We start from the raw sequence: 25,998 nt of genomic DNA on the forward strand, positions 1-25,998 counted from the left end.
TCTAGCACTTTATCCAATTTATACCACCATTACTCACTTTTATTTTTTCTTTGAAGAGCCAGTCCGGAAATGAACTCAAACACGAGGTTCGCCGCCAAAAGCGAAGTGACTTCCGCATGATCATAAATCGGTGCGACTTCGACAATGTCAAAGCCCACATAATTCAGATCGGATATTCCGCGAATCAGGCTGATGGCCTCGTAACTGGTATAGCCGCCCACTTCCGGGGTTCCGGTAGCCGGAGCATAGGCCGGGTCAACAAAATCAATGTCAAACGTGAGGAACGCTTTGTTATCTCCAACAGTCTTCTTAATGAGTTCAATTACTGCGGGAAGACCCATTTCTCTGACCTGGTGAGTGGGAATCAATGTCAGGCCAAGGCTGGCAGCCAGCTTGAATTCCCCAGCGTCGTAGAGGGATCCTCTCATGCCAATCTGAATGGATTTATGCGGATCAATCAGGCCTTCTTCAATCGCCCGGCGGAACGGGGTACCGTGGTTGTACTTTTCGCCGAACACTTCATCATTAATATCCGCGTGGGAATCAAAGTGAACCAGACTGACCGGTCCATGCTTCTTCGCGATGGCGCGAAGTTCTCCGAGAGTAACGGAGTGGTCACCCCCCAAGGCAATCGGCAGGCAATCGTGCTGAATAATGCTGGAAGTAAATTCCTCAATCCGCTCATAGGTCGGGTGGATATAGCCGGGTACCACATTGACATCCCCCAGGTCAGCGCCCTTGAGGTAATCCAGGATGTTCACTTCATGAACCGGATTGTTTGTCTTCATCATGACGGAGATGTTTCGAATCCCCTGAGGGCCGAATCTGGCACCGGAGCGATAGGAGGATGCTGTATCAAACGGAATGCCGTAAATCGCAAAGTCGAGTCCCTCCGCGCTGTCAAACCGCTGCATTCTCATGAAATTTCCGACATTGCAGAATCTCGGTGACGCAAAGGCAGTAGCTGGTTTCTTGCTTAAATCTTTTTGTTCCATAGTTCCCTCCAGGAAGTTAAATTATTTCACTTATTTAATAAGCAAAATCCGTGCCAAGAGGAAAATGCACTATTTGAAGCATAATCAGGCCTTTTCTTCGGACTTTCCGGAAAACGATTTAATGAAAATGTCCATATATCTCCGAAACCGTTGCCAGATCACGATTCCATACATCGGAAAAATTTCCGTTCCAGCGGAATATTTTCCGATTTATTTTAATTTCGGGAGAGTGAGACCGTATTTTTTCAATTTCTTCCGCAGAGTACTTTCATTGATATGATAATTTTGAGAGATTTCTTTAACTGTTTCATGCTTTTCAAATAGATTTTTAATCAGATTGATCTCAAATTCTTCCATCATTTCATCATAAGATAAATCACGGATGCTGACCGATGGAATGTCCCGGTCGCTGCGCAGCAGTTTGACATCATTAAGGTGAATTTCATCCTCGTCTGTGGTCAGAATCAGGCATTCGATAAAATTTTCCAGTTCTCTCACGTTCCCTGGCCATGGCATGGAATAGAACGCTCGGTAGACTTCCCCGGCCAAGGACTTGTTCATTCCGTATTCCTCATTTTTCCGCCGCAGCAGGAATCTTGTGAGCGACACGATATCTTCCCTGCGTTCCCGCAGGGGAGGAATGTGGATAGGAAACACATTGATCCGGTAAAACAGGTCCTCTCTGAATTTTTCCTGCCTGACCATCTCTTTCAAATCCCGATTCGTCGCAGCAATAATTCGTACATTGGATGTCTTCTCTTTCAGTCCACCCACTGCCATGTACTTTTTTTCCTGCATGACTTTGAGCAGTTTCGCCTGGTTCGCCAACGACAGATCGCCGATTTCATCCAGGAACAGGGTCCCTTCACTGGCCAGATCAAGCAGTCCTAATTTCCCGTTCTTCTGAGCCCCGGTAAAGGAACCTGCTTCATACCCGAACAATTCAGACTCAAACAGTGCCTCCGGAATCGCGGCACAGTTCAGACTGATTTTCGGTTGGTTGTATCGGCTGGATCTGTTGTGAATGTAGGTAAAGACAACCCCTTTCCCTACCCCGGATTCACCGGTAATCAGGACATTGGAATCAAACCGGGCAGCCTTGTCCGCGAGTTTTTTTACTTTTTCCATGCACGGGCTGGACGATATGAGCAGATCCTCTGTTCCGATTAGAGAAAGCTGTTCCATAAGCTTTGCACTGAATGCCTGCAGTTCGCTCAGCTTTGTTTCCATTTTCTTTAAATATGGAATATCCATGCAGGTCACAACCACCATCCGCAGCTGATGGTTTCGGTCAAACAGCGGTGTGCCCTGACTGTATACCTGTTTTCCATTGACTACCTGGATTTCATCCTTGAATAAGTTGCTTTCCAAAACATCCAGTCCAATCGATTTTGACAAGACCCCGTCTTCGACCAGTTTTGTAACCGGACGCCCCAAAACTTCCACGCTAGGGCGAATATTGTCGATTTTTCGGCAGGCGCTGTTGTAGAACACCGTGATCCCGTTCTTATCGATGATATGAACTCCCAATGGAATCCCCTCTAATATGTCTGCAATTTCCATCGTATCCCCCCTGATGGCATGGGCAATATTGCCTCAAAAAAAATAACCCCTGTGGCGGATCGCATACCGCCAACAAGCCATATGTTGATTATTGTGTTGAAGGCCAAGCATAATCCAATGCAGAGCCAGTATCTGTTCTATCATACCATGCTTCCCGGGGGAATCAGAAAAGAGCCCGCTCCTAAGCTTGCCCTGCCGCATTCCCCGAAGATCCCCGTTCGAGTCCCGACAGATCTCCAAATTAACTATCTGGTTGTCCAAGCAGCGGAATGATTTGATCAACCATGTATCCTGTCTCTGGATATACTTCATCGATGAGAGTGTATGCCAGGTTATGACGCAGGCAATGTTCCAGATAATATTGATTGTCACGGATCAGCTGATCCTTGTTCACCCAGGCATTATTAATTCTTGCCTCAATGACAGCGGCATACTCAGTAATGCGGTCAAAATGGCGTTCAATATAGTGAGGACTCATGATGAGACAGTGGAAACGAATGTGTTCCAGATATTGATCGGTAAAGTCATTTTTCCAGGAAAATGGAATATAGCAACCCTCCAAGATCAAATTCTGGCTGTTTTCAATGGCTGTCTTTATCAGTTCCCGAAGAATCGGCCATAAATACTCCGTCAGCTCCCGATCATCCGAAGGAGTCAGGCTGGTTTGTCCGCTGCGGATTAACCCCATCTTCAAATGGTCAATGGAATAATAGGGCCATTGCAGTTTCTCCAGCAGGCGCTGGGCGAGGCAGGTCTTTCCGGTATGAGATGCACCGCTAATAAGCAGAATCATGTTTGCTCCTTTTTTTGCTGCTGAGGTAAGAAAATACCTCTGTTCCTTCATCCGTCACTGTGAACATACGCCCATCGCGCAATCAGCTTTCTGAGTTCATATGTACTCATGATACAGCAGATGAAGTCGTGAATGGAATACTTCGAAGGGATCCGATAAGGACAGAGATTTTTAAAAAACATTGCAAGCTTACCCCGGCTCGCTGAAGGGAGCTGGGTTCAAGACGAAAATAGTTTCAGCAGCAGAGGCACAATCCATTATTTCACTATTCTAAAATAAATCCGATTTGTTCTGCTGACAAGTTGCCTATAATTTCCTATTATTACCATATAAGGAACATTAAGGAGTGATAAGTAATGGAACATGCCTACTTTACTGTGGACGAAGTAGCGAAACTGCTGAGCATCCACCCGAAAACGATCCAGCGCTACATTCGCGAAGGAAAACTCGCAGCAGCGAAAATCGGGAAAAGCTGGCGCATCTCAGGACATGATCTCAGTCGGTTCACAGAAGGGACTCCGGCAATCCCTGCCTCTGTTCCCGCTGGAATCCATGAAAAGAAACCGGCCAAAGCGTCTTCGGTGATCGACATTTCGGTCTCAGGAATGGATGAGGCGGTTCGGATCATCAATGCCATGAACGCTGCCATGAACTCAAAACCTCGGGAATACGGACAATCCTCAATGACCACTCAATATATTGAACCCGAGCATACGCTTCGCATAAATCTTTGGGGATCCATTGGATTTCTGTCTGTCATACTCGGAGCCCTGGAGATCTATGCCGATTAGGCAATAAAGGAGTTCTTATGGACACTTTTTTCCCCTTTCGATCGCAGGAAGGTCTGGATCGAATCCGGTCCAGCTACCAAAAGATCCTCGGGCAGGTGCCCTGCCCCCAGAGACTGATCCCAACGCCCTACGGCAACACCTTTATCCTGGAAGCCGGCGCCCCTTCTCATGCACCCCTCATCCTTCTGCACGGTTCCGCCAGCAACAGTGCTTCCTGGCTGGGAGACTTCCCTGTCCTGGCACCCTATTATCATGTACTGGCAGCAGACACTCCCGGTGAGCCGGGGAACAGCGATTCTCGCCGTATGGATCTGGCAGGGGGTGAAACAACTCTATGGCTCAGGGAACTATTGGACACTCTGACCATTGACCAGGCGATCCTGGTCGGAAATTCCCTGGGAGGGTGGATGGCACTGCGATTTGCCTCAGCCTTTCCGGAACGGGTGGCAGCCCTTGCCCTCCTGGCGCCTTCCGGATTGGTGCAGCCAAAAGAATCGTTCCTGAAGGACAGCCTCCGCCTTGCACAAGGTGCGCCCGACCATGACCCGCTGATCCGATCCATCCTCGGAGACGCCCATCTGCCGCAGGAAGTTCTCGACTTCATGAATCTGATTATGACTCACTTCATTCCCTACACAGGACCTTTGCCCCTACTGAGCGATCAGGAGCTTTCTGTTCTATCCATGCCTGTGCTGTACCTTTCAGGGACAGACGATGCGACAATGGACACGGCAGCAGCCTCGGATCGACTGAAACAGGCAGTCCCCCATGCAGAAATTCATCTGACCGACAAGGGTCATCTGATCACCGCTACCGGTCCGCTGATCGCTGATTTTCTGAGACGAAACAACCTTTAATGTCTCTCAATATGGGGATCCAGCCAAAACTGGATCCCCACATTGAGCTTTCTTTATGAATATCACTTTAATGATTAGTCCTGAGAAACGGACTCATTGCTTTAAGCAAAATTCCTGACACAATCAAATAAAATAAATTATTTCATTGAACGCACATTCGTGATATTATGATGATAAATTAGACAATTTTAACACATACTAATTGAAATAGAGGAAACTATGAAAAAATAATCTCTTATTATTTGATGTTTTTTGAATCCCTCGCATTAATGACCCAAACTGCTATTGCACCCAGAGTCAAAAAGACCATATGTTTTTCTAAGAAGGGCTTCTCAAGTCATCATCCAGAAAAATTAAATATGTAAAGGATTTATCTGTTAATTAATAGAATGAATATTTAGTATGGTAGATTTTACTAAATATTCAAAGGGACAACAACAGAGAGCATATCTTTTTCTGATGCATTAAAAACTCAATTGAATGAAAATGTCGGGAATATTGAAATCGACCAGCAATTCCGTTGGTCGCAAAAATCTTAAGTTAAGGATGTGATTTAAAATGAAGAGGATAATATCAATGGTAATTTGCTTAACCTTTGTTCTTGCATGGGTTGGGTGTTCTCAAAAAGCGCCATCTATTGTTACTAATTATGAGGTGACTGAATTAGAACTTGTTGATGATTATTTTAAATCGAATAAGTTGGTAACCATGGTTAAATATTATGAAATGAGTGATGGCACTTGGAAAACAGATGATTATACCTATAAATGCAGATTAGAAATTACAGGAAGAATGAATAATGCAGTCAAAGACAGCACGTTTATTTTTTTGAGTAATACGAAAAATATAACTTTTGATCAAGCATGGAAAGCAAGTGGATTAAGTAGTAATATGGATGACTATTTCTCAGAAGAGGACACCAAATTAGTTGCTATGAAATAGACCCAATCTTTATAATTACGATAAATCACAAAATACGTGGGATTGGCCGGTTGAATATACACCCCCACTTCGGCAATATTTGTGAACTAATGACGAAGCTCACGCTCGGATGGAAATGCATCTGGGCGGATGTTCTGACGATGAATCATTCTGCTGAAGCTATTTGATGTCAGCCGAAAGATGTACATCAGAAACCCGCAATCCCATAAAAATATGATCGAGCCGAAATGAATGATTAAGAACAGGAAGTTAATTCCAATAACCATTAATTACTGAATAGAAATGATTACCCTAGATTAATAGTTAAGAATGGGCTGTTCAACAATGAACAGCCCACTTACATATTAAGCCAGCAATAGACTGATGGCACTGTAGAACAGCATCAGAGCCATCACTCCGTTGGCTGCCCCCCAGTATTTCTTCAGCACACTGCTGAGCAGAGCTCCGGCAAGAGCCCAGATCAGAGCACAAAGGGTTGCGATGAGAAGCATGAGTCCGGCAAAGGCAAGAACATTCGGCAGGCTGGAATCATACGGCAAAACATAGGCGGTGTATACAGTGATCGCCCAGATGTAGGCTTTGACATTGAAAAACTGCAGGAAAAATGCGCGTTGAAAGTCAAGTTCCGCAGCCTGGGCTGTTCCGGCAGATGGCCGGCTTCGCACAATGGTCCATGCGATCCAGACAATATAGCCGCTCCCGATGTATTTCATGTATTTGAGCATTTGGGGAAGGATCTCAGATAAGGTGGCACTGAACAATCCGCACAGCAACAGAACCGCCAGTAATCCCAGGACAAGTCCCCCAAAAATGGAACGACTTTTTCGGAAACCAAAGTAGCCGGCAGCATTCATGGCGACAATGTTAATAGGACCCGGGGTGATGGAAGTTATCAAGTTGTACGAAAAAAAGGACAGCCAGACCAAATAGCTCATAACTCATCCCTCACTCAGTTTTTACATTCGTCCATTTTGGTGAATCTTGGGTCCAGTATGGATGCTTAGTATTACGATGTTATACCTGACTCAATATGTTGAATCCATCATACCACATGGTACTTTTTTGAAAAATGAGAAGTATTTTAAGGAAAAAGCAGGATCGCATCATTTGCGAACCTGCATACTGGATCGCAGCATCATATTTTCAGAAATCGTCATGGACCCGATCATGGCATCTTCATGTCGATCAACCGGCACATAGCCAATTGATACTATTGTCGTTTGAAACACCCGATCGGAAATGGGAGAATTCAGCAGCACTAAAAACACAAAAACACCCGCAACCAGCTCACTGGTTTTCTGATTGCAGGGTGTATTCCTATCGAAACTACCTATCATTTGAAATGCCATACCATTCTCTTCTGATTTTGATCGGGATGCAGATTTTGGACCACGAATCCGTCTTTTTCCTGTTTTCTAATTAATACTTGACGTAATTCCGCTTTGTTTGTTATTCCAGAGACCACCGGGTCCACTTGGCCATATCTTTTGATCTCATATCACGATCCGACCAGTTAAAAATAACTTGAGAAATTCGATCCAGCAATCGGCTTTTCTGCTCCGGAAGCTTTCCTTTCAGAATCAGGGCATTCGTTTTATGCGTCCCGTTGAATATGGTGTTTCGCATATTCAGATGCTCCAGCAGCAGCTGCTCCTCCCGGATTGAATCGAGGACATTCAGCCGGGCAAACTCTCTGGTTCTGACTTTTTCGATCAGCTTGGCGTCCTTGAACAGGACCAGGGTGACGACACAGATCACTTCAGGGTTCACCTGGGACAAAAGACTGGCGGTATCCAATGCATTCTCCCGGCTCAACCGCTTTCCCCCAAGCCCAAGCATGATGTAGGTTGAGTAGCTTATACCGGCCTCTTCCAGAGCCAGCAGAGCCGCCTGGGTTTCCTGCCTGGTGACGCCCTTTTTGTGAAAATCCAGAATTTCATCATTCCCCGATTCGACTCCGAGGGAGAGGTTTCCATACCCATGATTTTTGAGTTCCAGCAGCTCCTCCGGACTTTTTCTGAGGACATCGTCAACCCGGGCAAAGCTGCTGATCGTCTTTACCTGCGGGAAGCTTGCTTTCACCAGCTGAGCAATCCGAATCAGCGTCTTTGCGTCAAGACAAAAGGGATTGCCGCCCGCCAGAACAATTCGCTCCACGGGGCGTCTGGACTGGCTGTAATGTGCTTTTAGAGCTTCCAGTTTTTTCTCAATGTCTGTGAAACCCAAAAATCGAAAAGTCTGGTTATGATTCAGATCACAATAGAGGCACCGGTTCCAGCTGCAGCCCAGAGTAACAGGCACTGCCAGACTGCAGGCCTGAGTCATTGGCACATAGAAGTACTGGCCATAATCCTGATATACATCATGAAGCATCTCCCCCTCCTCCTCTCGATGAAGCAGCTGCAACACCGATCTGTTTAACTGTATCCATCGTGTCTTGGTCTTGCAGACCAACGGACATACACTTCAATCGCTTTATTTTCTGTTCATGAGATTGTTCCGGAGACGGCTTAGTCCGCTCGTGCGTCCTTCCTTCTTCTGTGAATGGTTTTTGTGATTCACCTCGATCATCAGTACTTTGTCATCCTCCTGCAGAACGGTTTCCCCATCCGGCACAATAATATGGGCACCCTGTCGCTGTACCATGATAATCAGACGATGTTCCAGATCGTTCAGGTCCTGGATCCTCCGGTTCTGCCACTGATGTCCGTGGGGAATTGAAAATTCAATCAGTTCCTGGCCGCTTTCATCAAAATGTGTTTCCCCTCCCAGAATGATCAAATCGCCCTCGCGAATGATGGTATCCCCTCTGGGAATGATTGTCTGGCCGCCCCGGTCAATCTTGGCGACAATAAAGTCAAACGTCAGATTCAGGTCCCGCACTCTGGTTCCAATCAGGCTGCTGCCCGGTTCAATCCTGGTTTCCAGAAAGCCGATTTGTGCCTTGTCCTGGTAGTAATTAAAGGTCTGGAGCACCGTATCATTGGGATCAAGCATTGCCCAGCGCTTTGCCGCCACCGGCATCAGCGAACCCTGAATGAGGGAAGACAACAGACACACTCCGAACACAATGTGGTAAATGTCCACCGATACCGAGGCACCGCTGTTAACCGCCATGATCGCAAAAGCAATCGCCGCCGCACCCCGGATTCCCGCCAGGGACAGAATATTCAGCTGATTTTTCTTCAGGCCGAAGGGCAGCATCAGGCCGTAGACCGTCAGGGGTCTGGCAATAAGCGTCATAAAAAGCATAATGCCCAGGGCCATGGGAAAGGCTGCCAGGAAACTGCTGAAATCAGACAGCAGACCTAATATAAAGAAAAGTCCGATCTGCATGATCTCCGTAAATCCATCAAAGAAGAAGACTATTTCCCGTTTGCCGTGGAATTCCATATTGCCCAGATAGATGCCGAGAATATACAGTGCCAGGAATCCATTTCCGCCCAGCAGTCCGGTTGTCGCAAAGGTGACAAGAATTGCCGCTGCCATAAATACCGCATACAGACCATCCGCCCGGATTCTCATGCTGCGGAACAGATAGCCCATGCTGAGAGCGAATACGGCGCCCAGGCCCAGGCCAATGGCGATCTGTGAAATAATCAGGAGCGGAATGGATACATCGGATCCGATAATAAGCGACAGGAACACCATGGTCATGGTATAGGCCGTCGGGTCATTGGATCCGCTTTCCAGCTCCAGCATCGGGGCTGTACTGTACTTTAAATTCAGGTTCTTGGAACGCAGGATGTTGGAGACACTGGCAAAGTCAGTGGAACCTACGATGGATCCGATGAGCAGGCCCTCCAGCAGACTTAACCCCAGAACAAAATGGCAGAATAAGCCTGTGATGACGGCGGTGGCCAGTACACCGAGCGAACTCAGGACGATGGCCTCTTTGGCAACCGGCCGCGCCATCTTCCATCGGGTGCCAAATCCACCGTAGAACATGATTACCATCAGCGCGACGGTCGCGAATCCATCCGAGAATTCATAGTCGTTGAACTGTATGCCCAACGCGCCAAAGCCCATTCCCAGGACGATGAACAGCAGCAGCGCCGGTATTCCGTGCTTGTTGGAAACCCGGATCGCAATTAATGCTAAAATCAAAATAATACCGGTTACTAAATATTGCATATGTCACTCCTTCTTACGTCAATTCCAGCGACTCATCTTCCTGCTCAGCCACCTGAAGCAGCGTACTGCCTGAGAGTCGAAATACCGTCCAGTCCTCCATGGGCTGTGCCCCCAGGGAGCGATAAAAATCGATGCTGGGCTTATTCCAGTCCAGACACCACCATTCCAGCCGTCCGCACCCTCTTTCCCGTGCGATTTGGGCAAGTTTTCGCAGAATTGCCCTGCCATAGCCCTTCTTGCGGTGTTCCTCCAGAACAAATAAGTCTTCCAGATAGATGCCGGCCCTACCCAAAAATGTGGAAAAATTATGAAAGAACAGCGCAAAGCCTACTTCTTTCTCATCGACCACCAGAAACAGAACTTCGGCCTTGTTCCGCTCAAACAGCCATTCGTTCAGCAAATCCTCCGTCGCGATGACCTCATCTGACATTTTTTCATAATCAGCCAGTTTCTTAATAAAGTCCAAAATTAACGGCACGTCCGATTCAGTGGCGTACCTGAAATAAGATTTATTGTTCATATCCTGTCATTCCTTTGTATTAATTGATGTCCTGCTTACATTTTATCACTGGAATCAAGAAATTATTCGATGATTTCGCATCAGTTCATCCTTTAACCGGCATTATACCCAGAACCGTGGACGAGCGAGGAAAGAAACTCGAATGAAGCTCCAATGAACCGCGAATACGCACAATAGAACCACGATAGAACCCTGATAGAACTCCGAAAAAGCTCCGAAAAACTCTGAAAAACTCTGAAAAACTCCGAAAAAATCAGGGACCGAACATTGAATCAGCCCCTGAGGATTCTTGATATGCTTTGTCCGGACTTTCGTCCAGAGCTCTATTTGCTCTTTACATATTTTGCAGCGCTTTCTCCGCAGATGTACCCTGAGGTCAGCACCCAGCCGTTATTGGCTCCGCCAAAAGTCACATAGGGTTTTTTCTCGCTGAAGAGCACACCGGCACTGTCACTGCCTACGGCATACAGCCCGGGAATGGGATCGCCAGAAGTTTTCAACACCTGCAGATCCGAATTGACATCGAGTCCGGCACAAGTATTGTAGGAATAACTGGCCATTTTCACCGCATAATAAGGTCCTTCGCCTATTTTGACGAGGAATTCTGCGGGTTTTTTAAACTCCGTATCGGTACCGCTTCCGACGTAGCCGTTGTAATCAGCAACCGTCTTTGCCAGAATGTCCGGCTGAATGCCGATCAGACCTGCCAGCTCTTCAATGGTTTCCGCTTTGAAGACAAAACCTTCCTTCACCGCTGCCTCCAGAACATCGAACGCTTCAGGAAGCGGTGTATTTTTCGGAATGGGACCATTGTATCCGAGATACCGCGAAGCGGGTCCTCCCGGCTGGTTCTTGAATCCGTTGTCCCGAATCTTATTGATCTGCTCGGTGCTCCAGATACTGTAGTAATTGGGGCCGGCCCGCCATGGATCCAGCATGGAAATTCCGGTTTCCGAGGCAAACCGCTTGCCATCCAGTCCGACTGCCAGACTGTCGGAAGAAATTCCCATAAACATCGGGAGATCGGCCACCGACCAGGCTTCCGGCTTCCCTGTGATAGCACTGTAGGTGCCTTCCAGGTAGTTCACCTTAAATCCCAGACCTGGCTGCAGGAAAGCAGCCGAACCGGACATATGGACTTCCGGAGGCATGCCGATATTATAGGTAGCCGCTCCGTTGTCAATGGCAGCCTGAATCATTTTTCCGTCATTCCGGGCACTGCCATATACCTTCCATTCACCCTTCAGCGGATAGTACTGATCAGACAGATACTTCTTCAGCATGTCCCCGTTGCCAAGGAATCCGCCCGTGGCCATTACCACCGCTTTGGCTTTGATGGTGTAGTCTGTATTCGTGACTTTGTTATGGGCTTTTACTCCAACGACTGCGCCCTGATCATCCGTGATCAGCTCGGTGGCTTCCGTCTCCAGCATATAGTCACCGCCCAGGCTCTTGAACTTTTCGACCAGGCGATCAAAGTTAGCTGCGACTTCGCCCCGTTTGTCCGTTTTAAAGTACCACTGGAATTTCACTTCGTACCAGTCCTGTGGCGTAAATCCAGGTTTGGCATCAAAATCAAAGACAATGCCTTGTTCCAAAGCCAGCCAGTCAAAAGCTTCTCCGGACTTGGCAAAGAAAAGATCCAGCATTTCCTTTTTCGCGTCGCCTTCCGTATACTCCCACCAGGCTTTGTATAACGCATCGGCGTCGGTGTAATCTTTGCCGCCGTTATATTGTTTTTTTACTTTGGGCGGATTGATTGACATGATTTCGGAAGTCAGTGCCGTTGTTCCGCCGTACCGGGCCTGTTTTTCAATGGCCAGAACCTTGGCACCCTCCTCTGCTGCCCGCAGAGCCGTGTAGGTTCCCGCACCGCCCATGCCTACCACCAGAACATCCGTCGTCAGTTCTTTCTGAGTGAGCTCTGGTTTTACGACCTTGATAAACTGCAGCAGCGCATCCTCGGAAGATCCGCCCGCCTTCAGCGCCTGTTTCAGGCAGTCTTCAACCGCCAGCTTGGCAGCATTGCTGGTTGATGTAGCGCCAGTAACACCATCGATTCCCACGCTTTGAGCCTCCACGATTCGCGGAAACAGTGCCTTCTCTACGGTATCGATCATGGTGGTTGTATCGCCGGATTGATCCGTCAGCCGAACGGCAGTGATTTTGTCCTCGGTCACATCCACTTCCACAACTGTCGGATAAGCCAGACTGAAACCGACCGCCTTGGCCGTGTAGGTTCCCGGCTTCATCTTGACCGATACTTCGGTTTTCGTTGCTTCCGCCTGTCGGAAACAATCCGCGGCAGCTTGAATCACCGCCTGAGAAGTCATCGTAGCACCTGAAACAATGTCGATCTTGCTGTTGTTAGCGGCTTGGATCCGTTCAGCCAGTACCGGAAGTGCCTTGCCGCCAATTTCAGCCGTTTCAGTAGCTCCCACTGCTTCAACCTTGGTTGCCTCATCCCCTGCTAAGGTGATGGAAACGCTGACCGGCCCGCCATAGCCCGAAGCCTCGGCGGTATACGTTCCGTCTTTATATTGCTGTGCCTGGCCAGTGGTGGTGGCAGGCTGAGTTTGTCCTGAAGTAGTGATTGCTGTCGTGCTTGAAGGAGCCGTAGTCAGTGCTGTTGTTGTATTCGTGCCTCCGCCGGTGTCGCATCCCAAGAGAATCATCAATGTCGAAAGAAATAGCGCGATTAATTTTCGTTTCATCATGTCGCCTCTCTTTCATTAAGTTTTTGTCAACTTAATGATATCACGGTTAATATTTTAATAAAAAGAATGCAATGAAGGAAAAGTTAGTTATCTCAACAACTTTTCTTAGATGTTCCTTCTTCTCCGACATGAATCAGAACGTTTGGACCATCCTCGATTTTATCTTTATCCGTTACCTTAAAATATTACAATAAAAGGAAAAAAAAAGAATGATTCCAGATTTCCGGAATCACTCCCTCTTCGCAATAATTTTCGCAGTACTCAATCACCTGATCAATCCAATCATGGAACTCATCCCGGCACAGACTGCTCCGGAACGAATCCGGAGTGAAAGAAAATCACAAGACATCCAGTTCATCCGCTCAACCCGTCGGCTCCGATATTTATTGAGACGGTCGAAGTTCAATCCAGAATGAGCCCTGATGATCCTTGGCTTCCACCCAGACGTAATATTCACCGGGTTCCGGCAGCGTGATTGCAAACTGCGAGGTCTGAACATTGTCATACCGGTCAATCACCACATCCCTGGCATTATTCTTCGCCACTACGATGGCGATGGAACCGCTCACTGTCTCCACTTCGACATCCAGGACCGGCCGGGTCCCCCGAACCGCGAAAATGGTTTCGGCTTTTTTCCCATTCATTTTGGAATAGCGCATGGCCATTCCATCCATCAGCGGAAAGGTTCGGGGATTCATCACACTGTAGCTGGATCCCCCGGAACAGGCGGTTGCCAGTACCAGCAGACAAATGGTCAGGAAGAATCCAAGCGTTCCTCTCATGTGGTTTTTCATGGAATCATCTCCCCCGGTTTTTATTTCTTCTGTTTCCTCCATTATATTCCTTTTTTCAGGTAGCTGCCTCTCCCGCCCAAGCCCTTTGCCCGATCGAACCGAACGGCCCACTGCCTGTTTCAGGCAATGGGCCGTTTATTATGGCAGAAGCGGAACCTGTGTTCCAAACGAAACTACTTGCCCGTTCCGACTGTTCCCGGTTCATCCTGATTGCCAGCTCCGGCAGCCCTCAGTTCATCGACCAGGATCTTTTTCATGGCCATCATGGCGCGGATCTGTTCGTCTGTAACCAGGAGTTTTGCCATGTTGTCAGGCACAATCTGCCAGGAGACGCCAAACCGGTCTTTGCACCAGCCGCATTGTTCCGCTTCGGGCACATGAGATAATTTGCTCCAGTAATAGTCGATTTCCGCCTGATCCCTGCACTCAATCGTGAAGGAAATCGCTTCACTAAACTGAAAATAGGGTCCTCCGTCCGTTCCAAGGAACGGCTGATGATTCAGATTGAACCGTGCTGAGAGAACTTTATCAGTCATCCCCTGAAAATGGATATCCAGTTCCTCTCGGGGATACCTGACCAGCTCCACCAGCTCAGAGTCAGGAAAAACGCTGATATAGTAATGAATCGCTTCCTCGCCGTTATTGTCCGGAAAGCAAAGGGATGGAATGATGGATTTCATCAGTTGCTCCTTTCCAAGAGTTAACTTGAGCTATTGAATGTTTTATGCCCCGATTATACCACCTGAATTCCCTTCAGTTTTCTCCACCAGGCGACGATTCCGTCAACAATCTGTGAATCATTCCCTATCGATCGGCGTTCCCCATGAAGCTGGCTCCTGCTCAGATTCGGGATCGACCTGTAAGCCCATGGCCAGTGCGTCATAGAAGCAGCCATCGATTCGTAAGTCCCGGGTCAGCTTTCCCTCCACCTGAAATCCCAATCTAAGATACAGCCGGATTGCTCGCTCATTGTCGCTTCGCACCCGCAGATTAATTTTCCGGATGCCGTTTTGTCCGCTCCATTGGATCAGCTCTTGAATCAGCTGCCGGGCGATGCCCTGCCCCCACCACTTCTGACGAACCGTGATCCCCAACTCCCCCAGATGGGCAATCCGCGGACGCTTGCCTGAATGAAAGGTCAGGTTGCCCACGATCTCTCCCTCTGCGATCGCTATCAAAAAAAGGGTGCGCTCCTGCTTTACGGCGGCTTCCAGAAAAAGAACTTCCTGTTCCAGGCTCATTCCAAATTCCCCTGGCCCAAACGTCAAGTTATCACTTTCAGCGGAAACCACCTCAAGATAATCCAACATCGCTTGCGCATCCTCCACCTGTACCCGGCGAATTTCCCATTGCTGACTTCTGCTGTCCATCGTGTCTCCTTTTTCGAAACCTGTTGGTATCTCCCAGGTTCTCTTCCAAGTATTATAACCCCAATTCCCGGAAATAGTATAGTCTACACCCTCGGTTTGATCTCCCAATTGGGTGACATAGATGTTGGATTTCCCTCGAATTAAGTCACAGAGCCGATTTCATACGAGATGACTCTGTGACTTAATTTATTTTTATCTTGCTTATTACCCCTCTGTAGACTACAATATAAGTAGTCTACAGAGGAGGGATATTATGGCAATGCTCAATATTTCAATCCCAATTCCCACGGAGCGCATCACCTACAAAAAAGATGGCCCGGATAAGCCCAGACGCGTCTATCATGTCGAAAAACGCTACAGAAACGCATTGGGTACCCCTACAGCCAAGGAAGTTGCCATTGGCAAAGAGGATCCTACTCGTCCCGGTTGGATGATCCCCAATGAACGATTCACTGAGTTCTATCCGCTGCCAGTCGATGCCATTTCCCTGACCCCGCCTCAAGAGGTTCTGGCGGCTGGTCATATCGCTCTGTTGTGGCAGCGAGCTGAGGCTATTGGATTGACCAAGGCTTTACAACAGGTATTTCCCTTGCAGGCACAAGAGCTTTTGGCGATGGCCATCTATATGGTCTGCGAAGGCAATGTCATGATGAATCTGGATCTGTTCATCCGGGAGAGCCTACTTTCTACAAGGCTCAGTCTGAATTCCCAGCGCAGCAGCGAACTGTTTGCACAGATCAGCGAAGAGCAGCGCTTTCGGTTTTTTAAGCTCTGGAGTGCTCTCCACAAAGACGAGGAACAGACCCTGGCTTATGATGTGACGAGCATATCGACCTATGCGGAGATCCAAATGGCAGAGTACGGCTATAATCGGGATCAGGAAACCCTACCGCAACTCAACATCGGCATGCTCTATGGCACCAAGACAGCCCTCCCGCTTTGCTATGAGATCTACAGCGGAAGTATCGTGGACAAGGCCTTTTTCCCCTATATGATGGAATTGGGCGAATTGGTCGGTCTCAATGATTTGTTCTACATCATGGATCGAGGCTTTCTCACCCTGGACAATCTGAGCTTCATGGCCCAGAACCAACTCAATTTCCTGATGGCTGCTCCCAAATCCCAGAAAATCTATCGTCAGGCATTAATCGAGGCAACCGCGGTGATCCGTCACTCTCGTTATCACATCCCCCAGACCAGCTGCTATGGACTGTCCAAAGTGATCCAGATCAATGAGTTGCCCTATACCCTCCACATCTACCTGAACACATCCAGTGCGGCGGATGAAGAAGCCCGGATCTACCAGCATGTTGATCGTCTCGAGGAAGAGCTGCAAAATCAGATGAAGCCCATCAGTATTACTCGGTATAACAAGTATTATGATGTGACACGCAATGCATCACCGATTGAGGAGTACGAACGCAATCACGAGAAGATCACCGAGATGATTGAGCTGGCCGGCATGTTCTGCCTGCTGAGCAATACCCAGGATAAGAGCGCAGAGGAGGCACTACGACTTTATGGGCGACGGGACATGGTGGAGAAGGCCTTCCAGAATTTAAAAAACAGCATCGACTATGACCGCTTTCTGACGCACACAGAAAAGACGACAGAAGGGAAAGCCTTTGTCGCCTTTTTGAGTCTTATTCTGTGGTCGGATTTGACCAATCATGGGAAAAACAGCGGGGAGAAATCCATCAACCGGTTGGTCAAACAGATGGGAACGATCAAGCGGACCGATTATGGATCAGGCTGCAGTTTGCTCCAGCCACTGACCAGGAAACAAAAGGACATTCTTAGCGCGTTCGCCATCGAACCGGAGGAATTTCTTCAAACCATTCTCCACTTTGAAGTGTAGACTATAGAATTCCCAGGAATTTGGGTTATAACTCATCCATGCCTTGATCCAGCCAAGAAAATGAATCCCGCTGCAAGATCAATCTCGACAGACCCACTCGTTCTGATCCCCAGTGCAACACTGCCCAGCCAATCAGACCATGTTTCCTAAAAAAGACATGAGACAACGTCACAGCACACCATTGCAGAGATGTCGGCTCCCATAACAGGGAGCACTATCTTTAGCTCATGGGAGATAAGTCATCGGAGTTACGTCATCGGAGATAAGTCATCGGAGTTACGTCATTCCCATTACTCTGACCTCAAGGATCTGCCTCAGCTTAACCAGCAGTACAGGATCATGGCCGGCCTTGCCAAGCGGAACCCGATGACTCCGGCTTCCAGGTCTCGTTCGATCCGATGATCACAACAACAGATCCGTCCCGAAACCTGCCGTAGTGGAAGTCTTCGGGACGGATTGATCTGATTGGTATTTGATGGAGTTCATTCAGGCAGCTGCTTCTACGGTGCGCTTGCTTTTGCTGAACTGATAGAAAATGATGGCTGCCATCAGTCCGACTCCCAAAATATCCGTTATGGGACTGGGATCGATGGATAATAGACCGGCTCCGATAATCAGGATCCGTTCCCACCAGGCCATCCGGGTGAACATCCAACCCTCCATTCCGGCAGCGATCCCAAAGATCCCTACTAAGGAAGTGATTACGATCCGGACCACCGCCAGCGGGGTCGTATCAATGAGCAGCATGGCCGGACTGTAGGCAAAGATGTACGGCACAATAAAGGCTGTGATGGCAAGACGGGTTGCTGTCACTCCGGTCTTGAAGGGATCCGACTTGGCAATAGCGGATCCGGCATAGGCCGCCAGGGCTACCGGCGGGGTAATGTCAGCCACGATGCCGAAGTAGAACACGAACATGTGGGCAGCCAGCATGGGGACGCCCATGCTCATGACGATGGGCGCGGTGATGGTTGCCATGATGACGTAGTTGGCGGTGGTCGGAACTCCCATTCCCAGGATGATGCAGCTGACCATGGTGAGGAACAGGGCCAGGAATTTACTGGTTCCGGCCACTGACATCAGGACATTGAGCAGGTCCTGGCCCAGTCCGGTCAGCGTAACAATGCCCACGATAATGCCGGCGATGGCGCAGGCTACCGCAACGCCCATGGTATTGCGGGATCCCCCGGCCAGAGCTTCGGCAAAAGTTGCCGGACTCATTCTGGTTTCCTTGGAAAACATGCTGACAATCACTGCGGCCAGGATGGCGTAAACGGCTGAATTGGCCGGAGTCCGGCCAAGACTCATCAATGCGATCAGTGTGAGAATGGGCAGGAACAGGTATCCCTTCTTCAGCAGAAGTTTCCAGAAATTGGGCAGTGTTTCTTTGGGAAGACCTTTCAAACCAAGCTTTTTAGCTTCAAAGTGAATCATCATGAAAATTCCGGTGAAATAGAGCAGGGCCGGCAGAATGGCTGTCACCGCAATGACCGAATACGGCGTATCCGTGAGTTCAGCCATCAGGAAGGCCGCCGCACCCATGATCGGAGGCATGATCTGACCACCGGTGGAGGCGGCTGCTTCCACCGCGGCGGCAAATTCGGGCTTGTAGCCGGTTTTTTTCATGATTGGGATGGTGACACTGCCGCTGCCGACCGTATTTGCAACGGAACTTCCGGAATACATTCCTTCCAAAGCACTGGAAATGACTGCTACTTTGGCCGGACCCCCGGAGGCATAGCCTGCGATGGAATTGGCCAGATCAATGAAGAAGTTTCCAATTCCCGTTTTCTCCAGGAACGATCCCAGAATGATAAACAGGACGATAAACGTGGCGGCAACGCCCAATGGGGTGCCGATGATGCCATCTGTCGTATAGAACAACTGGTGAATCACCCGTTTCAGAGAGTGCCCCTTATAGAAGGCATAGACCACAAAGGATAAGGCGACCACCAGAATGGGGATACCCACCACTCTACGGCAAAGTTCAATCAGCATCAGTGTGCCGATGACTCCAACCGCGATCTCCACGGGCCCGATGTTGATGGCCTTGGCCACGATGGTCTGAAAGTTGATGACATAATAGAAAAAGGCCCCGGATCCCAGAAGTGCAAACCCATAGTCATACCAGGGAATGTAGTTTACCCTTTCAATGTGGGCTTTCTTCACGGGATAAACCAGAAATCCCAGGAAAATCAGCAGGCCGATAAATGATGCCCGTCGGACCTGTTCCGGCGGAGTCGCAATCAGCGTCATCCAAAAGACGTACAGGGCAAAGCCGATGAATAAGGCCTGGATGATCTTTTTGGGTCGACCACGAAAATGGCGCGTTGCAGACTCCTTGTCGAATTCTGCCATCAGTTCTTCAATTGCTTTAGGCTGTTCCGCTGATGAAGCAGTCGTGTCTGGTTCAGGTTGTTTGTGGTTTAATTGACTCATGTTACTTCCCCTTATGGCTCGATGGTGAATGAAACGGCAGCGTTCCTGCCGCAGAGTTCCCGCAGGCTCAGCGTCCTGCCTTTCAATGTCAGCGTGTGATCTGAAACAGTTCCTACAATGAGATTCAGGCTTTCAATCTTGGTTTGAAAGCCTGAAATCACCATTCGTCCATCCCTGTCGTAGGTCAGCGTTTCGCTCGGTCCCAATTCGGTTTGAACTCCAGCCCCCAGGCCGCTGTAGATTGTCCGGACCGGAAGCAGCCGATCGCCGGATCGGGTGAGTTCGTCGATGACCGGGCTCTGATTGACCGAATGAACAAATTCCAGTGAGAAAATCTCTCCCTCAGAAAATGGCCATTGAGCAATCATCCGGCCGGAAGCCTGTTCCCGCAGCACCAGCATTGTTTCCTGAGTACATCCGGTAAGAAGCAGGATCGCAAGCACAGCCAGACTCAGAAACAGACGAAACCGCCTCATTTATTTAAGGGCTCCTACTTCCTTGTAGTATTTCTCGGCACCGGGGTGGAACTTGATGGAGATGCCCTCCACCGCGTAGGCGGTGCTGAGCTCCTTGCCCTTGGCATGAGCTTTGGCAATGGCGTCCTGATTGTCAAACAGTGCCTTTGTCAGTTTGTAGACCGTATCCTGATCCAGCTCATCCGACACAATGAAGGTAGCTTTCACAGCCAGGGTCGTAACCGCGGCATCGACTCCGCTGTAAGTACCAGCCGGTATTTCATAAGTGGTATAGAACGGGTGCGCCGCCTTCAACGCGGCGGCCTTGTCAGCTTCCACGCCCAGGATCTGGATCGGCTTGGTGGTGACCAGATCCATGATAGCTGTGGTGGGCGCTCCGGCCGTACAGAAGAACGCGTCGATTTTATCATCCTTGAAGGCGTCAGCCGAAGCGGCGAAACTCAGGTTCTGCTTCTTGATGTCTTCAAAAGTCACTCCGTATGCTTCAAGAATCTGCTTGGCATTGAATTCCACACCGCTGCCCGCATCTCCGACGGAGACGCTCTTGCCTTTCAGGTCGGCGATGGTTTTTATTCCCGCCTCAGGATCCACTACAATCTGAACCACTTCCGCGTAAAGTCCGGCCATGGCTGAAAAACCTTTTACCGCACCGTCGGTGGCGAACAGATCCGTGCCATTAAAGGCATAGTCCATGACGTCATTCTGAACGATGGCCATGTTGACTTCCTTCGCGGAGATTAGCTGGATATTCGCCTTGGAAGCTCCGGTGGACTGAATATTGAAGCTGACTCCGGATTTTTCTCCCAGAATCTGACCAACCGCCGTCCCAAAGGCATAATAGGTTCCCGTGTTGCCTCCGGTTGCCAGTTTCACGGTCTGCTTGGCAGCTCCGCTGGCCGAACAGGATGCCAGCAGTGCGGCTGACAACAGCACAGCCCCGATGAAAGTGATCCATTTCTTGTTCATGTTTGATCCTCCTGAATTCTCTTGATTTCTTGGTCAAATTGTATATTGTTGCAATCAATCATGTCAAGGGGAAAGAGATAAAAATGCAGTTTTAGTTTTTATTTCCTGCATTTTGACCATTGTCTTTTCCTTGGAAAAACCTGGATAAAAGATGATTTTTCATGGTATTTCGAAAAAATCAGCATAGAATACAACCTTATAATCTTAGAAGTTGCGCCATAAGCCAAGGGCAATAATGATTCCTTTCATCGATAAACTTGCATCTATCGAATAAATAGGTATATCACCCCGACATGAGCCGCTCAGTCCATTGGATAGATATTTACATAACGAGAATATTTATCCATGTATCTTCCTGCCCTTCACCATCCCATCTGGCGATCCACCCGAAGAAAACCCAATTTTTGAAATCAGGAATCAGGAATCAGGAATCAACTATCTCAAAAACACTACCTTTCCTCTTGAACCTGTTTTTTTCCAAGACAGTCTTTCCCTGCCTGCGCAAAAATCCGATGCTTTCTGGACTGACTCAGGAAGATCCGTCGATGATCCTCGTACTTCCTGAGTAGAGAAAAATGCATTAATAACGTATAATATTCAAAACGAACAAAATGTCATTCCCATAAAAAAACCTTCGTAAATGACCAGTCTGAACAGTTCGCGATCAATCGCATCGTCAATTTCTGACAAGAGACCGGCCAGCCATACATGTTCAATGACAAAGAATCATGAACTCATAACAATGAACTACTCTCAGCTAACTGTCAGCTGATACCTGCCATCTGTTAACTGCTACAAGCCAGCTGTTAACTGCCAGCTGCTAACTGCCAGCTGCTAACTGCCAGTTGCTAACTGCTAACTACGAACGGCCAGCTGCTAATTACTAATCACTAATTACCGACCACGATCAATAAAATTGAACTTGGAACGATAAGCTTGTACTTTGAGCTATGAACTATGCATAGGGGGAATCAAAATGATGAATATGGAGAGGATCATCCGGGTCAGCAGCCTGAACGAAGCCTGGACCCTGAATCAGGAGAGATCCAATGTGATTCTGGGTGGATTCATGTGGATGAAAATGGCCAATCGATCCGTTGCTGCCGGGATTGATCTGTCCCTGTTGGGACTGGATCAGATCGAAGTCACTCCGGAAGAATTCCGGATCGGCTGCATGTGCACCCTCAGAATGCTGGAACTGCACCCTGAAATCAATCGCCAGTTCCCTGGATATTTCGCCAAAGCCCTGGGCTCTCTGGTTGGAGTCCAGTTCAGGAATGGGGCAACGGTAGGCGGCAGCGTCTTTGGCCGTTATGGCTTTTCAGACGTCCTGACCAGCCTGCTGGCACTGGACACCCGGGTTGAACTGTATCAGGGCGGGCTGGTCCCACTAACAGTCTTTGTCAATCAGAAGCTCGACAATGACATACTGGTCCGGATTATTATCCGGCGCGACAACCGAACCGCTGCCTATCTGTCCCAAAGAAATACCCGGACAGATTTTCCAGTCATTGCCGTAGCAGCAGCATGCAGGAATCAAACGGTTTATATTTCTGTCGGCGCGCGTCCCATGAAGGCTGCCCTGGTAGAGCTCACCCTGTCGGATGACGCTGCGGCTGATCCGGATTCACTGGCACAGCAGGCGGTCTCACAATTATCCTTCGGTAAGGACATGAGGAGCAGCGCGGAATATCGCCGGCATCTGGCTCAGGTCTATATCCGGAGAGGTCTTGAGCAAATTCTGGGAGGTACAAAGGCATGATCATCCATCTGAAATTAAACGGGAAGGACATCGAGCGGGAAATCGCCGATGACACGCTCCTGATCGACTTTCTCCGAGACAATGGCTGTCTCAGCGTCAAACGAGGCTGCGAGACCTCCAGCTGCGGTCTGTGTACCGTCATGCTGGACAACCGGCCGATTCTGTCCTGTTCGACTCTGGCTGCCCGAGTCGACGGAAAGCAGGTCCTGACCTTGGAGGGACTTCAGAAAGAAGCCGCTGAATTTGGTGTATTCCTGGCAGACGAAGGCGCAGAACAGTGCGGTTTCTGCAGTCCCGGCATCGTCATGAGTGTTCTGGCCATGACCCGGGAACTGGATCAGCCCGATGATGAGGCCATCGCTCATTACCTGTCCGGCAACCTGTGCCGCTGCACCGGCTATATGGGACAAAAGCGGGCCATCCGCAACTATCTCAACGCAAGGAGGGCAAATAAACATGAAGCAGCTGAATAAGCCCATCCGGAAAAAAGATGCCATGGCGCTGGTCACGGGCAAGCCGGTCTATACGGCGGACCTCACGCCGAAGGATGCCCTGGTGGTAAAACTTCTGAGGAGTCCCCATGCTCACGCCCTCATCACAGAAATCGACGCATCCCAGGCACTGGCCCTGCCCGGCATCGAATGCGTTCTGACCTGGCAGGATGTTCCGAATGAGCGATTCACACTGGCCGGTCAGACCTATCCGGAACCAAGCCCCTATGACCGGCTGATCCTGGATCGGCACCTGCGCTTTGTAGGCGATCCCGTAGCCATCGTTGCCGGAACCGACGCGAAACTCGTAGATAAGGCCATGAGTCTGATCCGGGTCAGCTATGAGGTGCTGGAACCCCTGCTGGATCCGATGATCGCCAAGGACCATCCCATTCTGATCCATCCCGAGGACAACTGGAAGAGCCTGGTTCCGGTGGGAGCCGACAACCGGCGCAATCTGGCAGCCAGCGGTCAGAAGGAACACGGCGATGTGGAAGCCGTGCTGGCCGGCTGTGATTATGTGGTGGAGGAAACCTATCATACCAAGGCGAATAACCAGGCGATGATGGAGACCTTCCGGACCTACACCTATCAGGATGTCTATGGCCGGCTGACCTGCCTCTCGTCCACCCAGGTCCCCTTTCATGTCCGTCGCATTCTTTCCCATGCCCTGGGAATCCCCAAGGGTCAGATCCGCGTCATAAAACCCCGAGTCGGCGGAGGGTTCGGTGCCAAGCAAAGCGCTGTCATGGAGATGTACCCGGCTCTGGTTACCATGAAGACCGGAAAAGGGGCTCTGCTGGTTTACAGCCGCCAGGAATCACACATCGCCGGATCACCGCGGCATGAAAATATCCTGAAGGTCCGGGTTGGCGCCACCAAGGACGGCATCATCCGAGCCATCGACCTGTATACCCTGTCCAATACGGGCGCTTATGGAGAACACGGTCCCACCACGGTGGAACTTTCTGCCTATAAGTCGATTCCGCTTTATGGCAAAGCGGATGCGTTCCGATTCCGTTTTGACGTTGTGTATACCAATGTGATGTCTGCCGGTGCCTACCGCGGTTACGGCGCGCCCCAGGGACTATTCGCCGTGGAGTCCGCGGTGAACGAACTGGCCCGGAAAATGGACTGGGATCCGGTCAAGCTGCGGGAGCTGAATATGGTCCGCGAAGGGCAGATCATGCCGGCCTATTACGGCGAGCAGCTCAACAGCTGCGCCTTGGATCGCTGCATGGCCCGAGCTAAGGAAATGATGAAATGGGACGAGAAATATCCAGCCCGTGATCTTGGCAACGGCAAGATCCGCAGCGTTGGGGTAGCCATGGCCATGCAGGGCTCCGGCATCACGCACCTGGATACCGCTGCTGTCTCGTTGAAAGTGAATGACGATGGCTTCTACTCGCTCAGCATCGGCGCAGCCGATATGGGCACCGGATGCGACACCAGCCTGGCCCAGGTAGCCGCTGAATGCCTCAACTGTTCCGTGGATGATATTGTCGTACATGGGGTCGATACGGACACTTCGCCCTATGACAAAGGCTCCTACGCTTCCAGCACCGCCTACATCACCGGCATGGCCACCGTCAAGACGTGTGAAGCGCTGGTTTTAAAGATCCGGGAGGCCGGTGCCAAAGCGTTGAAATGCGGGCTGGATGAAGTGGACTTTGACGGAATTCGCGTCTACCACGCACAAACCAATGCCTCGATTTCGCTGAAGGATCTGGCCAATCGGAATATGGCCGGTCACCAGAATACTCTCTATGCCACAGAGTCCCATTGCTCCGCCTTCTCCCCGCCCCCCTTCATGGTCGGCATGGCTGAAGTGGAAATCGATCAGGAAACCGGAACCATCGACCTCATCGATTACGTCGGCGTTGTGGACTGCGGCACCGTCGTCAATTCGAACATCGCCCGGATTCAGGCCGAAGGGGGAATTGCCCAGGGCATTGGCATGGCGCTGTATGAAGATATCCAGTACAGCGACAAAGGCCAGCTATACAACAACTCCCTGATGCAATACAAAATCCCCACCCGCCTCGATGTCGGAACCATCCGGGTGGCCTTCGAATCAAGCTACGAACCCTCTGGTCCCTTCGGTGTCAAATCCATCGGTGAAGTGGTCATCAACACTCCGCCTCCGGCCATTGCCGGCGCGATCCTGAACGCCACCGGCGCCTCCATCCGGGATTTGCCGATGACCCCGGAGAAGATCTTCAGCGCCATGACCGCCTTGTCCAGCCAGACAGAGGACCCCTCCGTTCGCTGACCGCCCAGTCCCTTATAGTCATCAACCAAGAATCCGGAAAGCCATATTACCTTTGGCTTTCCGGATTTTTATCCCGTCATTATGTTTCATAATTATCATCAGCTCCCTTGATATGGTGAAAGTTCTGACGTAATCCCCCTCTCCGACCCCCTGTTTTTCAATAGTTCTGGCTGATATGTTACGCATTCCGGTCGTACCTGGGGGAATCCGGTTGGAATCCGGATTCGGGAGTCGTCCCAGTGATATATCAAGTCCCAC

The 25,998-nt window shown here is 49.6% G+C and carries 23 protein-coding genes; 8 read left to right on the plus strand and 15 right to left on the minus strand.

Annotated elements, in window-relative coordinates:
* Nucleotides 1-29 precede the first annotated feature (29 nt).
* The 3 genes from speB to NQU17_09435 all read right to left on the minus strand — a co-directional run bounded on the left by speB (nucleotide 30) and on the right by NQU17_09435 (nucleotide 3,351).
* Entirely contained in the window at nucleotides 30-995 is a 966-nt protein-coding gene (speB, locus tag NQU17_09425; GenBank protein UUM10884.1) for an agmatinase, read from the minus strand.
* A 210-nt stretch (nucleotides 996-1,205) separates the two neighbouring features.
* The gene (locus NQU17_09430; protein UUM10885.1) at nucleotides 1,206-2,558 is read right to left on the minus strand and encodes a sigma 54-interacting transcriptional regulator; all 1,353 of its coding nucleotides are present in this window, start codon (nucleotides 2,556-2,558) and stop codon (nucleotides 1,206-1,208) included.
* 241 nt (nucleotides 2,559-2,799) lie between these two features.
* Nucleotides 2,800-3,351: an ATP-binding protein gene (locus NQU17_09435; GenBank protein ID UUM10886.1), complete on the minus strand. Its 552-nt coding sequence runs from the start codon at nucleotides 3,349-3,351 to the stop codon at nucleotides 2,800-2,802.
* Nucleotides 3,352-3,707: 356 nt separating this feature from the next.
* Between NQU17_09435 and NQU17_09440 the strand changes: the two genes are divergently transcribed.
* The 3 genes from NQU17_09440 to NQU17_09450 all read left to right on the plus strand — a co-directional run bounded on the left by NQU17_09440 (nucleotide 3,708) and on the right by NQU17_09450 (nucleotide 5,941).
* Nucleotides 3,708-4,142 (plus strand): helix-turn-helix domain-containing protein, encoded by a 435-nt coding sequence (locus tag NQU17_09440; protein UUM10887.1) that lies wholly within the window; start codon nucleotides 3,708-3,710, stop codon nucleotides 4,140-4,142.
* Between the two features lie 17 nt (nucleotides 4,143-4,159).
* Nucleotides 4,160-4,999 (plus strand): alpha/beta hydrolase, encoded by an 840-nt coding sequence (locus NQU17_09445; GenBank protein ID UUM10888.1) that lies wholly within the window; start codon nucleotides 4,160-4,162, stop codon nucleotides 4,997-4,999.
* A gap of 558 nt (nucleotides 5,000-5,557) precedes the next feature.
* Nucleotides 5,558-5,941 carry an immunogenic protein gene (locus tag NQU17_09450; GenBank protein UUM10889.1) on the plus strand — a complete coding sequence of 128 codons (384 nt, stop codon included), beginning with the start codon at nucleotides 5,558-5,560 and terminating at the stop codon, nucleotides 5,939-5,941.
* Nucleotides 5,942-6,285: 344 nt separating this feature from the next.
* On the opposite strand, the gene NQU17_09455 is transcribed toward NQU17_09450, so the two are convergent.
* The 9 genes from NQU17_09455 to NQU17_09495 form a co-directional block, all read right to left on the minus strand.
* Complete coding sequence (locus NQU17_09455) at nucleotides 6,286-6,876, minus strand: LysE family transporter (GenBank protein ID UUM10890.1); 591 nt, start codon at nucleotides 6,874-6,876, stop codon at nucleotides 6,286-6,288.
* 168 nt (nucleotides 6,877-7,044) lie between these two features.
* Nucleotides 7,045-7,290 carry a hypothetical protein gene (locus tag NQU17_09460; protein ID UUM10891.1) on the minus strand — a complete coding sequence of 82 codons (246 nt, stop codon included), beginning with the start codon at nucleotides 7,288-7,290 and terminating at the stop codon, nucleotides 7,045-7,047.
* Between the two features lie 100 nt (nucleotides 7,291-7,390).
* On the minus strand, nucleotides 7,391-8,314 hold the full coding sequence (locus NQU17_09465; GenBank protein UUM10892.1) for a radical SAM protein: 924 nt from the start codon (nucleotides 8,312-8,314) through the stop codon (nucleotides 7,391-7,393).
* 102 nt (nucleotides 8,315-8,416) lie between these two features.
* Nucleotides 8,417-10,075 (minus strand): potassium/proton antiporter, encoded by a 1,659-nt coding sequence (locus NQU17_09470; protein UUM10893.1) that lies wholly within the window; start codon nucleotides 10,073-10,075, stop codon nucleotides 8,417-8,419.
* A 13-nt stretch (nucleotides 10,076-10,088) separates the two neighbouring features.
* Nucleotides 10,089-10,595: a GNAT family N-acetyltransferase gene (locus NQU17_09475; protein ID UUM10894.1), complete on the minus strand. Its 507-nt coding sequence runs from the start codon at nucleotides 10,593-10,595 to the stop codon at nucleotides 10,089-10,091.
* A 323-nt stretch (nucleotides 10,596-10,918) separates the two neighbouring features.
* A complete protein-coding gene (locus NQU17_09480; protein UUM10895.1) occupies nucleotides 10,919-13,309 on the minus strand; it encodes an FAD-dependent oxidoreductase in 2,391 nt (796 codons plus the stop codon).
* A 386-nt stretch (nucleotides 13,310-13,695) separates the two neighbouring features.
* Nucleotides 13,696-14,106 (minus strand): hypothetical protein, encoded by a 411-nt coding sequence (locus NQU17_09485; protein UUM10896.1) that lies wholly within the window; start codon nucleotides 14,104-14,106, stop codon nucleotides 13,696-13,698.
* 173 nt (nucleotides 14,107-14,279) lie between these two features.
* Nucleotides 14,280-14,786, minus strand: a complete 507-nt coding sequence (locus tag NQU17_09490; protein UUM10897.1) for a VOC family protein — start codon at nucleotides 14,784-14,786, stop codon at nucleotides 14,280-14,282.
* Between the two features lie 117 nt (nucleotides 14,787-14,903).
* Complete coding sequence (locus tag NQU17_09495) at nucleotides 14,904-15,584, minus strand: GNAT family N-acetyltransferase (GenBank protein UUM10898.1); 681 nt, start codon at nucleotides 15,582-15,584, stop codon at nucleotides 14,904-14,906.
* 145 nt (nucleotides 15,585-15,729) lie between these two features.
* Between NQU17_09495 and NQU17_09500 the strand changes: the two genes are divergently transcribed.
* Nucleotides 15,730-17,334, plus strand: a complete 1,605-nt coding sequence (locus NQU17_09500) for a transposase (protein UUM10899.1) — start codon at nucleotides 15,730-15,732, stop codon at nucleotides 17,332-17,334.
* A 486-nt stretch (nucleotides 17,335-17,820) separates the two neighbouring features.
* Here the strand turns inward: NQU17_09500 and NQU17_09505 are convergent, their stop codons facing one another.
* Genes NQU17_09505 through NQU17_09515 form a run of 3 tightly spaced genes read right to left on the minus strand, consistent with a single transcriptional unit; the run spans nucleotide 17,821 to nucleotide 21,215 of the window.
* Nucleotides 17,821-19,773: a TRAP transporter permease gene (locus NQU17_09505; GenBank protein ID UUM10900.1), complete on the minus strand. Its 1,953-nt coding sequence runs from the start codon at nucleotides 19,771-19,773 to the stop codon at nucleotides 17,821-17,823.
* Between the two features lie 11 nt (nucleotides 19,774-19,784).
* Nucleotides 19,785-20,249: a DUF1850 domain-containing protein gene (locus NQU17_09510; GenBank protein ID UUM10901.1), complete on the minus strand. Its 465-nt coding sequence runs from the start codon at nucleotides 20,247-20,249 to the stop codon at nucleotides 19,785-19,787.
* Nucleotides 20,250-21,215 carry a TAXI family TRAP transporter solute-binding subunit gene (locus tag NQU17_09515; protein UUM10902.1) on the minus strand — a complete coding sequence of 322 codons (966 nt, stop codon included), beginning with the start codon at nucleotides 21,213-21,215 and terminating at the stop codon, nucleotides 20,250-20,252.
* A 310-nt stretch (nucleotides 21,216-21,525) separates the two neighbouring features.
* Between NQU17_09515 and NQU17_09520 the strand changes: the two genes are divergently transcribed.
* The 4 genes from NQU17_09520 to NQU17_09535 all read left to right on the plus strand — a co-directional run bounded on the left by NQU17_09520 (nucleotide 21,526) and on the right by NQU17_09535 (nucleotide 25,740).
* A complete protein-coding gene (locus NQU17_09520; protein ID UUM10903.1) occupies nucleotides 21,526-21,780 on the plus strand; it encodes a hypothetical protein in 255 nt (84 codons plus the stop codon).
* 411 nt (nucleotides 21,781-22,191) lie between these two features.
* Complete coding sequence (locus NQU17_09525) at nucleotides 22,192-22,977, plus strand: FAD binding domain-containing protein (GenBank protein UUM10904.1); 786 nt, start codon at nucleotides 22,192-22,194, stop codon at nucleotides 22,975-22,977.
* Nucleotides 22,974-23,450, plus strand: coding sequence for a 2Fe-2S iron-sulfur cluster-binding protein (locus NQU17_09530; GenBank protein ID UUM10905.1), 477 nt, complete (start codon nucleotides 22,974-22,976; stop codon nucleotides 23,448-23,450). Before NQU17_09525 ends, NQU17_09530 begins: the two co-directional genes overlap by 4 nt.
* Complete coding sequence (locus NQU17_09535) at nucleotides 23,434-25,740, plus strand: molybdopterin-dependent oxidoreductase (GenBank protein ID UUM10906.1); 2,307 nt, start codon at nucleotides 23,434-23,436, stop codon at nucleotides 25,738-25,740. Before NQU17_09530 ends, NQU17_09535 begins: the two co-directional genes overlap by 17 nt.
* The last annotated feature ends 258 nt before the right edge of the window (nucleotides 25,741-25,998 follow it).

This window comes from Clostridiaceae bacterium HFYG-1003 (genome assembly GCA_024579835.1).
Classification (GTDB): domain Bacteria; phylum Bacillota; class Clostridia; order Clostridiales; family Clostridiaceae; genus JG1575.